This window comes from Streptococcus sp. Marseille-P6264 (genome assembly GCF_902460355.1).
Lineage (GTDB): Bacteria > Bacillota > Bacilli > Lactobacillales > Streptococcaceae > Streptococcus.
On the sequence record NZ_CABPTO010000007.1, the window covers coordinates 123839 to 136771 of the forward strand.

15 protein-coding genes and 3 tRNA genes are annotated in these 12933 nt (G+C 38.7%); 8 read left to right on the forward strand and 10 right to left on the reverse strand.

What is annotated here, in order from left to right:
* Position 1: 1 nt before the first annotated feature.
* Positions 2-391, reverse strand: a complete 390-nt coding sequence (gene yaaA / locus FZ941_RS09480; protein ID WP_148887698.1) for a S4 domain-containing protein YaaA — start codon at positions 389-391, stop codon at positions 2-4.
* Between the two features lie 189 nt (positions 392-580).
* Between yaaA and yfmF the strand changes: the two genes are divergently transcribed.
* From yfmF to FZ941_RS10830, 8 genes are all read left to right on the forward strand, one after another.
* The gene (gene yfmF, locus FZ941_RS09485) at positions 581-1828 is read left to right on the forward strand and encodes an EF-P 5-aminopentanol modification-associated protein YfmF (protein ID WP_316246086.1); all 1248 of its coding nucleotides are present in this window, start codon (positions 581-583) and stop codon (positions 1826-1828) included.
* Positions 1828-3123, forward strand: a complete 1296-nt coding sequence (yfmH, locus tag FZ941_RS09490) for an EF-P 5-aminopentanol modification-associated protein YfmH (RefSeq protein ID WP_148887700.1) — start codon at positions 1828-1830, stop codon at positions 3121-3123. The genes yfmF and yfmH overlap by 1 nt, the downstream gene beginning before the upstream one ends.
* Positions 3124-3181: 58 nt before the next feature.
* Entirely contained in the window at positions 3182-3997 is an 816-nt protein-coding gene (gene rodZ, locus FZ941_RS09495) for a cytoskeleton protein RodZ (RefSeq protein ID WP_148887701.1), read from the forward strand.
* Positions 3998-4007: 10 nt separating this feature from the next.
* Complete coding sequence (pgsA, locus tag FZ941_RS09500; protein WP_005592114.1) at positions 4008-4547, forward strand: CDP-diacylglycerol--glycerol-3-phosphate 3-phosphatidyltransferase; 540 nt, start codon at positions 4008-4010, stop codon at positions 4545-4547.
* Between the two features lies 1 nt (position 4548).
* The gene (locus FZ941_RS09505; protein WP_187418417.1) at positions 4549-5376 is read left to right on the forward strand and encodes an energy-coupling factor ABC transporter ATP-binding protein; all 828 of its coding nucleotides are present in this window, start codon (positions 4549-4551) and stop codon (positions 5374-5376) included.
* The gene (locus FZ941_RS09510) at positions 5361-6200 is read left to right on the forward strand and encodes an energy-coupling factor ABC transporter ATP-binding protein (RefSeq protein WP_148887703.1); all 840 of its coding nucleotides are present in this window, start codon (positions 5361-5363) and stop codon (positions 6198-6200) included. The genes FZ941_RS09505 and FZ941_RS09510 overlap by 16 nt, the downstream gene beginning before the upstream one ends.
* A complete protein-coding gene (locus tag FZ941_RS09515) occupies positions 6193-6987 on the forward strand; it encodes an energy-coupling factor transporter transmembrane protein EcfT (RefSeq protein ID WP_148887704.1) in 795 nt (264 codons plus the stop codon). Before FZ941_RS09510 ends, FZ941_RS09515 begins: the two co-directional genes overlap by 8 nt.
* A gap of 186 nt (positions 6988-7173) precedes the next feature.
* Positions 7174-7833, forward strand: coding sequence for a LysM peptidoglycan-binding domain-containing protein (locus FZ941_RS10830; protein WP_148887705.1), 660 nt, complete (start codon positions 7174-7176; stop codon positions 7831-7833).
* A gap of 56 nt (positions 7834-7889) precedes the next feature.
* On the opposite strand, the gene sdaAA is transcribed toward FZ941_RS10830, so the two are convergent.
* The 9 genes from sdaAA to rlmH all read right to left on the reverse strand — a co-directional run bounded on the left by sdaAA (position 7890) and on the right by rlmH (position 12774).
* A complete protein-coding gene (sdaAA, locus tag FZ941_RS09525) occupies positions 7890-8762 on the reverse strand; it encodes an L-serine ammonia-lyase, iron-sulfur-dependent, subunit alpha (protein ID WP_148887706.1) in 873 nt (290 codons plus the stop codon).
* 8 nt (positions 8763-8770) lie between these two features.
* Positions 8771-9442 (reverse strand): L-serine ammonia-lyase, iron-sulfur-dependent subunit beta, encoded by a 672-nt coding sequence (gene sdaAB / locus FZ941_RS09530; RefSeq protein ID WP_148887707.1) that lies wholly within the window; start codon positions 9440-9442, stop codon positions 8771-8773.
* 132 nt (positions 9443-9574) lie between these two features.
* A tRNA-Asn gene (locus tag FZ941_RS09535) sits at positions 9575-9648 on the reverse strand.
* 5 nt (positions 9649-9653) lie between these two features.
* Positions 9654-9725: transfer RNA gene (locus tag FZ941_RS09540), tRNA-Glu, on the reverse strand.
* Between the two features lie 62 nt (positions 9726-9787).
* On the reverse strand, positions 9788-10531 hold the full coding sequence (gene comE / locus FZ941_RS09545; protein WP_061909940.1) for a competence system response regulator transcription factor ComE: 744 nt from the start codon (positions 10529-10531) through the stop codon (positions 9788-9790).
* Entirely contained in the window at positions 10528-11853 is a 1326-nt protein-coding gene (locus tag FZ941_RS09550) for a GHKL domain-containing protein (RefSeq protein ID WP_222861811.1), read from the reverse strand. The genes comE and FZ941_RS09550 overlap by 4 nt, the downstream gene beginning before the upstream one ends.
* 22 nt (positions 11854-11875) lie before the next feature.
* Entirely contained in the window at positions 11876-12001 is a 126-nt protein-coding gene (locus FZ941_RS09555) for a ComC/BlpC family leader-containing pheromone/bacteriocin (RefSeq protein ID WP_045499896.1), read from the reverse strand.
* A 176-nt stretch (positions 12002-12177) separates the two neighbouring features.
* Positions 12178-12251: transfer RNA gene (locus FZ941_RS09560), tRNA-Arg, on the reverse strand.
* Between the two features lie 43 nt (positions 12252-12294).
* The gene (gene rlmH / locus FZ941_RS09565) at positions 12295-12774 is read right to left on the reverse strand and encodes a 23S rRNA (pseudouridine(1915)-N(3))-methyltransferase RlmH (protein WP_148887708.1); all 480 of its coding nucleotides are present in this window, start codon (positions 12772-12774) and stop codon (positions 12295-12297) included.
* Between the last annotated feature and the right edge of the window lie 159 nt (positions 12775-12933).

A 12933-nucleotide genomic window follows, 5' to 3' on the forward strand; every position in this document is an offset into this window, starting at 1 on the left:
CTTAGGTTCCTGGAAAGCGAACAGGAGCTTTTTTATTTTTCTGCTCGGGCTTTCTTTTCTTCTGTTCTTTTTTTGCTGGTTGAGATTTTTTCAAGTCCTTATTCATGGCTTTAACTAAGTCTGCCACTCTTTTTTTCTCTGCTTGCTCCTCTTGATGTTCAAGAATTTCCTCCCGACTTGCAGCAAGGAGGATGATCTCCAGTTTTTGGTCTGGGAGAGAGACGACATCTCCAATTCTAAGTTTTTTTCCTCGTCTATTTTCCAGTTCACCGTTAAAAAAGACCTGATTATCCGCTAAAAAGGACTTGATTGCTCCGCCACTTTGAATGATACCGACTTCTTTTAAGAGAGCCTGTAGAGTAATGTATTCGTCAAATAATTTGTATTCCATATTTCACCTCAATCCTTGTCATTATATCATAATTTAAGCAGAAACTGTTCCGTGGTAGTCTCATTCAAGGACAAGTTTTACTAGAAAAAGAGAAAACGCTTTAATCACTAAAATTGCCGATCCTTACAAAGCATTAAATAGCATTTCGTGTTATAATAGAAGTCTATATTATTCGGTATGAGGAGCGCAATGGAAATCATAAAAGGAGTACATCTTCACTTCATTCAATCAGAAAAATTTAAAACCAATAAAATTAAAGTGCGATTTTCAGCTCCTATGTCTGAAAAAACAATAGCCGGGCGGGTTCTTACGGCCAGTATGCTAGAGACTTCAAATGCTCTTTACCCAACATCGCAAGCCTTTCGAGAAAAATTAGCGAATTTATACGGGGCTAATTACTCGACAAGCCTTTCACGACGGGGATTAGTGCATTATCTAGATATCAATCTTTCTTTCGTGTGGGATCAATTCTTGAGCCGTAAGAATATGTTAGCAGATGAAATGCTAGATTTTTTGAAGGCTAGTCTCTTTTTTCCTCTGTCAAATGGAAAGGCTTTTGATGCTAAAACCTTTGAAATTGAAAAGAGAAATGTTTTAACAGACTTGAAAGCTGAAATTGAGAATCATTTCTACCATGCTCACAGAGAGTTAAATAATTTATTTTACGATTTACCAGAAATGCGGATTCCACGCGTGGCAACAATCGAGCTTGTTGAAAAAGAAACAGCTGAAACTAGTTTCGCTGCTTTTCAGCAAATGCTAAATCAAGATCAAATCGATTTTTTCTTCATCGGTGATTTCAATGAGATTGCTGTCCGTGAGAAAATCCAAGAATTCCATTTTTCTGAACGAGAGCAACCTTTACAGCTTAGCTACCAACAAAACTATTCAAATATAACAAAAGAAAAGCTGGAGCAGCGAGATGTGCATCAGTCCATTGTTGAACTGGCCTACCATTTTTCTAGTCAATATGGAGATAGAGACCATCTGCCCCTAATTGTTTTGAACGGCTTATTGGGAGGATTTGCTCACTCCAAGCTCTTTGTCAATGTTCGGGAAAAAGAGAGCCTAGCCTACACTATTTCTAGTAGTTTTGATATTTTTTCTGGTTTGATGCGAATCTATGCTGGAATTGACCGAGCAAATCGGACAAAGACCATCGCTTTAATCAACCGCCAAATTCTAGATTTGAAGCGGGGACATTTCACAGATGAAGAACTTGAGCAAACCAAGAATATGCTGAAAAATTCAATACTTCTGGCTCAGGATCGACAAAACACCTTGATTGAGCGTGCATACATGTCCTCTGTTCTAGGGAAAAAATTTCTATCACTAGAGGCTTGGCTGAAAGCATTAGAAAATGTCAGCAAAGCTGATCTTATAGAGGCAGCCCAGCAGTTGAAATTACAGGCGATTTACTTTATGGAAGGGAAATAATGCAGAATCCAGGTCTAGAAAGAATCAATTATATAGCCGTGGGAGAAAGCATCTATCGGGCGGTACTAGCAAATGGATTGCAGGTTTACCTACTCCCTAAAAATGATTTTAATGAAACCTACGGCATCATCTCAACACATTTTGGCTCTGTTGATACTAAGGTTGTTTCACGTGAAACAAAGAAAGTTTCTCATTATCCAGCAGGGATTGCGCATTTTTTGGAGCACAAATTATTCGAGCGTGAAAACGGCGAGGATTTGCTGCATGAATTTACCAAGTTTGGCGCAGAAAGTAATGCCTTTACAAGCTTTACACGGACCAGCTATCTGTTTTCTACGACAAACTGTGTAACAGAAAATCTGAAGATGTTGCAGGAACTCGTTTCCCAAGCTAATTTTTCAGAAGCATCTGTTCAGCGTGAGCAAGGAATTATTCAGCAAGAAATCGAAATGTACCAAGACGATCCAGATTATCGGCTCTTCTTTGGTGCTTTGAGCAATCTCTACCCTCAAACTCCACTAGCAGAAGATATCGCCGGAACGACAGAGTCAATTATGGATATTACTGTGGAAGATCTAACAGAAAACTTCGAGCTTTTCTACCGTCCATCCAACATGACTTTATTTGTCATTGGAAATTTCGACTTGGAGTCCACTTTTGGAGACATCATACAAACACAAGAGACCTTATCTCCTAAATTATTAACTGAAACAGTTGAAAAAGAGCCTCTCATCTTACAGCCAGTAATTCCAACTGCTACTAGTCGGATGGAAGTTGCCAGTCCTAAGTTAGCGATTGGTATTCGTGGCAAAGATGCGATACAGGATACGGAGCTTTATCGCTATAAAATTGCCCTGAAATTGCTTTTTGCCATGATGTTTGGTTGGACTTCCAAGCGTTTCCAGACCCTGTATGAAAATGGCAAGATTGACAATTCGCTCACTCTTGAAGTAGAGGTGGAAAAGGATTTCCACTTTGTCATCCTAACTATGGACACGCAGGAACCAGTGGGAATTTCTCATCAATTCCGCTCAGCCATTCGGAAGTTTGCCCAGGATCCAGATGTCACAGAAACACATCTAGACACGATTAAAAGTGAAATGTTTGGAGATCTTCTGCATGGTCTGAATTCTCTTGAGTACATGGCAACCCAGTATGAACCGCATTTAAAAGGTGAAAATCTTTTTGATTTGCCTAAGATTTTACAGGATATCACTTTAAATGACGTCTTAAAAGTCGGACGTCGCTTTATCGACCAGTGTGATATGACAGATTTTACTATTTTTCCAAAATAGTTCCAAGTTTATTTCAAAATTTTGTTAGAATAATGTCTAAGAGAAAAGGACTATCCCTATGAGAAAAAAAACGATAGGAGAGGTACTCAGACTTGCTCGAGTAAATCAAAAACTTACTTTAGAAGATGCAGCCAAAAAAACAGATATAAAAACTGACTACCTAAAGGCTCTTGAAAACAATCAATACGAAAAATTTCCGAATGCCTTTTACGTCCGTAGCCTGCTACGAAAATATGCTTGGGCTCTGGATTTAGACGAGACAATTCTTTTAGAGGCCTACGACACAGATAATACTGTCGTTTATGACGAAATTGAATTAGCTGAAAACGAAGAATTTCGAAGCAGAAAATATAAAAATCGTTCTTTCTCGCTTCCGCTCTTTTACTTCCTAGTAGTTGCCCTGTCTATCATTATTTTTGTCACCTATTATGTTTGGCAATATGCCAATACAACTACTCCACAGTTTAGCAGCTCCGATAGTTACAGCCTCGTCTCTAGCTCAAGTCTCGAAGATCGTTCAACTCCACCTGAGACCTCCACAACAGACTCTAGCTCAATAAAAGAAAAGCTGGAAGTCACTGGAGAAGGAAACTATTTAACTGCAAAATATCGCGGTGAGTCGCAAACTACTCAGTTAACAATCTCAGCGAGCAACACCTCAAGCTGGATTAGTGTGACAAATACGGACTTGGCAGCTGGTACAACCCTTACTCCAACCCAATCAAGCCAAACTGTGACACTCTCTCCTAATACCACTTATACAATTACCTTAGGAGTCGTGAAAGGCGTCACTGTAACTGTCGGCAGTCAGAAAATAGACCTATCTACCTTGACCAGTGACAGTGCTGTAATTACCCTTACAATTGAATCATAAAGGAAGAATGATGAAAAAAGAAAATATCCCCAACGCTTTAACCCTTGCCAGAATTGCCTTAATTCCAATCTTTATTTTGATTCTGACTTTTGGGCATTCGCCAGCCATGCATATCCTAGCTGGAATCATTTTCGCCCTTGCCAGCATCACAGACTACCTGGATGGCTATCTGGCGCGCAAGTGGCAGGTCGTGACCAATTTTGGAAAATTTGCCGATCCCATGGCTGATAAACTGCTGGTTATGTCCGCTTTTATCATGCTGATTGAAATGAAAATGGCTCCTGCTTGGGTAGTAGCTATCATCATTTGCCGAGAGCTGGCCGTCACTGGTTTGAGACTTCTCCTAGTCGAAACTGGCGGAACAGTTCTAGCGGCCGCTATGCCAGGCAAGATCAAGACTTTCACGCAGATGTTTGCCATCCTCTTTCTTCTGCTCCATTGGACGTTACTCGGTCAGATTCTCCTTTACATAGCCCTGATTTTCACTATTTATTCTGGCTATGATTATTTCAAGGGCAGTGCCTATCTCTTTAAAGATACATTTAAATAATATGGAAAATATCATTGAAGTAAAAAATCTTAGTTATCGCTATGACCATAAGTCTGAAGATTATATTTTAAAAGACGTCTCGTTTCACGTGAAACAAGGAGAATGGTTGTCTATCGTCGGTCACAATGGTAGCGGAAAATCGACTACGGTTCGTTTGATTGACGGTCTTTTAGAGGCCGAGAGTGGTGATATCATCATTTCTGGAGATAAATTGACGGCTGATAATGTTTGGGAAAAACGTCGCCAAATCGGCATGGTCTTTCAGAATCCTGATAATCAGTTTGTTGGGGCGACTGTTGAGGATGACGTTGCATTTGGTCTGGAAAATCAAGGCATGGATTATCCGATGATGGTGAAACGGGTCCACGAAGCTCTGGAGCTAGTCGGCATGCAGGATTTTAAAGAGAGAGAACCTGCTCGACTTTCTGGCGGACAGAAGCAAAGAGTCGCTATTGCTGGCGTAGTCGCGCTCCAGCCAGATATTATCATCTTGGATGAAGCAACCAGTATGTTAGACCCAGAAGGACGTCTGGAATTAATTCGGACTGTCAAGGAAATTAAAGATAAGAATCATTTAACAGTCATCTCCATTACTCACGATTTGGACGAGATTTCGCTGAGTGACCGTGTACTTGTTATGAAAAATGGTCAGGTTGAGTCCACTGCTACACCAAGAGAACTCTTTTCTAGACCTGATTTGGAAGACTTGGGCTTGGATCAACCCTTTGTCAACCAGGTCAAGGCTGCCATGATTCAAACTGGGCTGACTCTGCCAGAAACCTATTTAACTGAAAAAGAATTGCAGGAACAATTATGGGAATTACTCTAAATAAAGTCAGTTATACCTATCAGGCTGGAACTCCATTTGAGGGTCCAGCGCTTTTTGAAGTTGATTTGGAAATCAAAGATGGTAGCTATACGGCTTTGATTGGACACACTGGTAGCGGAAAATCAACCATTTTACAGCTCTTGAATGGCTTGCTGACTCCTAGTGAGGGCAGCGTGCAAGTCAACCATGTCACCATCACTTCAAATTCCGTCAACAAGGACATCAAACAAGTTCGTAAACAGGTCGGTTTGGTGTTTCAGTTTGCTGAAAGTCAAGTTTTTGATGAGACTGTTTTGAAAGACGTGGCCTTTGGCCCGCAAAATTTTGGTGTTTCTAAAGAAGAAGCCGAGGCTTTAGCGCGTGAAAAATTAAGCCTTGTCGGCATTTCCGAAGAATTATTTGGCCGCAGTCCTTTTGAACTTTCTGGCGGGCAGATGAGAAGGGTCGCCATTGCCGGAATCCTAGCAATGGAGCCTGATATCTTGGTTTTGGATGAGCCAACAGCTGGACTTGATCCAGCAGGGCGAAAGGAATTGATGGAACTCTTTAAGAAACTGCATCAAGCTGGAATGACCATTGTTCTTGTAACCCATTTAATGGATGATGTAGCGAATTTTGCTGATACAGTTTATGTTTTGGAAAAGGGGCGCGTTGTCAAAAGTGGTCAGCCTGCTCAGGTTTTTCAAGATATTGATTTTATGGAAAAGATTCAGCTAGGAGTGCCTAAAATAACGAAATTTGCTCAAGAATTAGCTGAAAAAGGAATGAAATTTGCTCATTATCCGATTACGATTGAGGAATTTAAGGAGATGATACATGGATAAATTGATTTTAGGACGGTATATCCCAGGAAATTCAGTCATCCATCGATTGGATCCGCGCAGTAAATTGTTGGCCATGTTCTGCTTTATCTTATTAATTTTCTGGGCCAACAATCTCATCACTAATTTGCTGCTATTTGTTTTCGTTTTTACTCTGATTTTTCTCTCAAAAGTTCCTTTGACATTCTTTCTAAAGGGCATTCAATCAATGGTTTTCATTATTGCCTTTACCACCCTCTTCCAACTCTTTCTGACGGGGGGAGGCAAGGTACTTTTTCAGTTTGGTTTTATTAAAATTACGGAATTTGGGCTTTCACAAGCGGGGATTATCTTTAGCCGTTTTGTTTTGATTATTTTCTTTTCAACTCTGTTGACCTTAACCACGACACCGCTCAGCCTTTCAGATGCAGTAGAAGCCCTACTAAAGCCACTCAAAGTCTTTAAAGTTCCTACGCATGAAATTGGCCTCATGCTCTCTATGAGTCTGCGTTTCGTGCCGACTTTAATGGACGATACCACGAGAATTATGAACGCTCAGAGGGCTCGCGGAGTTGATTTTGGTGAAGGAACGATTGTTCAAAAGGTTAAATCAATCATTCCAATCTTAATTCCCTTATTTGCTTCTAGTTTCAAACGGGCAGACGCCTTAGCTATCGCAATGGAAGCGCGTGGCTATAGTGGTGGTGAAGGAAGAAGCCGCTATCGACAACTTTCTTGGAAAATGATTGACAATCTGGCTCTTCTATCTATTTTCCTGATTGGTATATTGCTCTTTATCTTAAAAAAATAAAGAATAGTATAAGTTTGATAGCAATATTTTTGTTAGAGATCTAATGAAATACACTAAAAATCCTTTTAAAATAATATTTTTATGTGTAAATCTCAATATTTTTGTAATATTCGTACTTAAAATGTAATCTTTTAGTAATATTTAATGTGTATGATAGTATTATAACTAAAGGAGAAAACTTTTAAAATGAGTATGAAAGTGAAAAAATTGACTCTAGCAGGAACGATTGCTACAGCAACACTATTTGCATCAACTATTGTTGCTAGTGCTGAATCTTATACAGTAAAAGCTGGAGATACCCTATCAGAAATCGCTGAAAGTAAAAAAACAACTGTTGAACGTTTGGTAGAATTAAACAAAATTTCAAATCCAGATTTTATCATGACTGGACAAGTTTTGGAATTGGGTGATTTGAAAGATATTGCAAAACAAACAACATCAGCACCTGTTGCTTCATCAGCAACACCAGCAGTCCCAGCTCCCGTAACACCAGCTGCCCCAGTAGCTACAGAAACTCCAGTAACGACAGAAACTCCTGCAGTTACTGCAACTTCAGACTACTCTGCCTATTCATCAGACGTCGTACTCGCAAATGGTAATACTCCAGGTGCTGTAGGTTCTTACGCAGCTGCTCGTATGGCTGAAATGACAGGAGTGTCTGCATCTACATGGGAAAATATTATTGCTCGCGAATCTAACGGACAAGTCGATGCCTACAACCCATCAGGAGCAAGTGGTCTTTTCCAAACAATGCCAGGTTGGGGATCTACTGCAACTGTTGAAGATCAAATTCAAGCAGCTTACCGTGCTTACAGTGCACAAGGACTGTCTGCTTGGGCTTACTAAAATAATAAAAAAATGACTAGAATATCTAGTCATTTTTTCTTACTCAAAGATACTATTTATTCTCCAAAAATTTCTTTTGAAAGTCTACGACCTGTAGGTGTTGTAGCAAGACCGCCTTCAGCTGTTTCTCTGAAAGCAGTAGGCAGGCTAGAGCCGACCTGGTACATGACATCAATGACTTCGTCAACAGGGATTTTGGACTCGATTCCGGCCAGAGCCATGTCCGCTGCGATGAAGGCATAGCTGGCCCCCATAGCATTTCTTTTGACACAAGGTATTTCTACCAGACCAGCCACAGGATCGCAAATCAAGCCCAGCATATTTTTGATGACAAAACAGATAGCTTGACTAGCCTGAAAAGCAGAGCCACCAGCAGCCAAAACTAGGGCAGCTGCACTCATCGCAGAAGCGGAGCCCACCTCAGCTTGACAGCCTCCTTCTGCACCGGAAATAGAAGCGTTATTGGCAATAACCAAGCCAAAAGCACCAGCAGCCAGCAAAAAGTCTAATTGCTGTTCCTCTGTCAAATCTAGTTTTTCAATCGCTGATGTAAGGACGGCTGGCAGACAGCCAGCGCTGCCTGCCGTAGGAGTAGCACAAACCAAGCCCATTTTAGCGTTGTGCTCATTAACAGCAATAGCATTTTTTGCAGCAGTCAGCACAGTATAATCTGACAAGGCCTTCCCCGACTGGATATAGTGGTGCAATTTGGCTGCGTCTCCACCAGTCAATCCGCTGCGAGATTTACTCTCATCAAGCCCAAGTAAAACCGAAGCTTTCATGACCTCAAGATTCCGACTCATCAGACGTAAAACTTCGTCTCTTTCCCGACCTGTCAATTCATACTCGGTCGCAATCATTAATTCAGCGACATTGCCATTAAAATCTAAATCAGCCTGCTCAACCAATTCTTTTATTGAATAAAACATCTCTTCTCCTATTTAAAGAAATTGACATTATGGAGATGGGGGATTTTCCGAATCTCTTCGATAACCTCTTCGCAACTACGACTATCCACCTCAATGATCATAATCGCTTTCTCGCCCGCTTTTTCTCTAGTCACCGTCATTTGAGCAATATTGATATTGTAGCGTGATAGAGCCTCCGTGACATGGGCAATCATACCTGGAACATCTTGGTGGACGATGATAATGGTTGGCGTATTCATGCTGAGCGAGACTGAGAAACCATTCAACTCAGTCACCTGAATATTTCCACCGCCAATAGATACACCCGTTACACTGATGCTTTTATAGGCGTTTTTAACCGTGATTTTTGTCGTATTTGGATGGGGAGCATTGCTATCTTTCTGAATAGTCCAGACAATCTTGATACCGCGTTTATGGGCAATTTCAAGGCTGTTAGGGATTTCAGGATCATCTGTATCCATTCCTAAAATACCTGCTACCAGAGCCAAATCTGTTCCATGCCCGCGATAAGTCTTTGCAAAGGAATTAAAAAGCTGGAATTCAACCTCGGTTGGTGTATCATCAAAAATAGAGGATACGATCTTACCGATACGCACAGCCCCTGCAGTATGACTGCTGGAAGGGCCAATCATGACAGGCCCGATAATGTCAAAAACAGATTGAAATTTTAATGATTTCATAAGAAACCTCTTGAACATATTTTCTAAAATTATTATATCAAACTTATCAAGTTTCTGCCTCATATCATACAAAAAAAGAGGACAATTGTCCTCTTTTCATTATTGGTAATTCGCATACCTGAAACTCTTTTACTCCGCCAGTAGGACTCGAACCTACGACATCATGATTAACAGTCATGCGCTACTACCAACTGAGCTATGGCGGATAGTATAGTCCGTACGGGATTCGAACCCGTGTTACCGCCGTGAAAAGGCGGTGTCTTAACCCCTTGACCAACGGACCATATATGTTCTTTTCAGAACATATTCTATTATATCAGGTTTTAAATCTTTGTCAACAGTTTTTTATTTATTTTTTAAAATTTCTTTTAAATGTTTTGTTCTTAGCCTAGAAACAGGGCAACGACGGCCTTCATAAAATATAATTTCCTTTGTTTTCTTATCATAATCGCAGATATTATCGATATTGACTAAGAAAGATTTATGGGAAGCAAAGAAACGTTGGGTTTTCTCATCCTGCTCTTGGACACTGGCAATCGTTCCATAAAATTCTTTTATAAAGTTTTTTCCGACCATCCGTAACTTATGAGAGGAGCTTGAGGTTTCGATATACAAAATATCATTAAATGGCACGCGCACATCATTGCCTCGATAGCTGTATTCAAAGTAATCAACCATGTTAGTGTTTGTAATTAAGGTGTTTTTCGTATAAATGATACAATCTTTTATACGTTTTTTAAACGAATCATCGTTAATATCCTTGTCAATAAAATCAAGAGCTGATACTTTATATTTAAAGGTCATGGTCGCAAACTCTGATTTTGAAGTTACAAAGACAATAATGGCATATGGATTATGATGACGAATAAAACGAGCGACCTCCAATCCTTTGGTCTCTTCCCCTTTAATATCTATATCCAGAAAATAAATCTGATTGACATCTTCATTTTCGACGTAGTCCTTAAATTCCTGAATTTTTCCTGTGATTTTTACCTGAATATCGAGACCCATTTCTTCAGCAATCTCTGCTAAAGTTTTTTCCATACGGAGTTGGTGGGCTAAGGTATCTTCTAATGCTAAGATTCTCATAAACTATTCCTTCTTTTAATTGTTAATACTTGAGTAAAATCATACTTACTTATTTCTGTATCTAGCATGATATATTCATAATTCTCTAAAATTTCTTTCAGATTATTTAAACCTAGGCCTCTTCGATAACCTTTCGTTGAGAACTCTGGTTTATAAATTTCTTCTAAATCTAATTTTCTTTGCTTGCGGGAATTTTTTACAACAAAAATAATCTCCGTATCGAGTTGAACTAAAGTCACATGAATCATTTTTTCATAGCTTTCAATTGCGCCTTCAACAGCATTGTTTAGCAAAATACTGGCCATTCTTACCACATCTAATAGCTTAATTGGTAATGTCTCAACAGGCTCTTTAACCTCAAATGTCAAATCAATCTGGTGTTCACGCGCCTTGAACAAAGTCTCTGTCATAACGCTTCGAAGGGCTGAGTCACCAACATTATTCAAATCAAAATAGGTGTATTTGTCCGAACGTAATTTCAAATTCGCATCGACTAAAACTTCTTGATATATTTTTTCAATTTCCTTGATATCTTGCGTATTGATGGCCGTCTGAAAGCTGGTCAGCATGCCAGCATAATCATGACGAAAGCCACGAATTTCATTATAGAGAGAAACAATTTCATCTGTGTACTGCTGCAGCTGCAACTGTTCCAATTCTCTTTGTCGAATCTCCTCTTCTTTTTCATACTTTTCCCGAATCGCCTTCAAATAGAAAAGAGTCGTCATAAAGATCAAGAAACAAATAGTCGCTAGCATACTACTAAAACTATTAAAATGATCGTCTTCACTTAACCAATGCGAAATATTCAATATGAGGATCGTTAGAAAATAATAAATATTAGTCTTTTGAACTGTCTTTTTAAAGGAAGAGTCTTTAAAATCTCTCAGTTGAAATTCAAAATAATCAATAGATTTTAGCATAAACAAAACAGAGATACTGTTTATCGTGATATAAAAGATAGCCCAATTACTTTTTACAAATTGATCCCCTGTAATGGATGAAATAATAACTGAAAAAAAGGTAGACGAAGCCTGAGTTGCTAAATAAAGGAAAAAAGATAAAAATAAAGAAAGATAATTAGGCAACTTTTCTTTCTTATAAAAATAAGCATAAAAAAGGAAAGGTTGCACCATTAAGATGATGTAATAGAGTAATAAATTAATCAGAGATGCTAAAGGAGCAATAATAACTGTAAAAATACAAAGACAAATAAAGTAAAATCTAGATTTTACTTTACTCTCTACTTTTTTATATATTTTTACAATTGCAAAAATTTCTATTAATTCACATATAAACCATAAAATGAAGTTTAATATCATTTTTATCTCCTAATTACTTCCTTTACTTAAAAATAATTCGAGGAAGGCCTATCTTTCTAAAATCTCCTCCAAGAACTTCTTTAAGTTCTTTTTCATTCAAGGCTGGGAATTGAGCGATTGTTTTAAAGTTTTTCTGAGTATTTTTCATAATAGATTCTCCTAAAAATTTTTTCGTAAGTGTTACCTTACAAGATCTATTATAAATAAAATTTCAAATAATCTGTCATCTTTCCCTGAAATGTCATTTTTTATTCCTGAAATGTCGTTTTCTCAAAAATATAATAAAAAAACACGAAATTTTTCGTGTCTGAATAGTGTATATTATGATCCCAGCAGGATTCGAACCTGCGACCGTTCGCTTAGAAGGCGAATGCTCTATCCAGCTGAGCTATGAGACCGATACCTTTTCATTCTATCAGAAAAATCTAGTATCGTCAAGATTTACTTATGGTAGGGACTCCCCTGTTGAATCATGAAAGCCCGGTAAATCTGCTCTACCAAAACAAGGCGCATCAATTGATGAGGCAGGGTCAATTTTCCAAAACTCATCAGTAGATTGGCTCTTTTTTTGACAGCAGGAGACAGACCCAAGCTACCGCCAATCACAAAAGTAATGTCGGAAAAGCCACGAACTGTGATGTCGTTCAAGATCGAACTAAACTCTTCTGAAGGAAATTGCTTTCCTTCAATAGCTAAAGCAACCATAAATTCTCGTTCAGAGACTTTTGCTAAAATCCGACTTCCTTCTTTTTCGAGGATTTGCTGATTTTCTAGCTCACTGGCCTTATCTGGTGTTTTTTCGTCTGCTAATTCTACAATTTCTAACTTAGAAAATCGACTCAGGCGTTTGGCATATTCAGCAATTCCATCCTTAAGATACTTTTCTTTTAATTTTCCAACGGTTACAAGCTTTATTTTCATATTTCCATTCTATCATATCCACATGGATTTCACACTTTATTCACATCAGTTTTTTATGAAAAACTTGTTGAATCTATATATTTTCTAACCTCCATCAACATTTTTTATAAGTTTTCCACAACTTGTGGAAAACTTGTGAATTTTAAGTTATAATTAAGA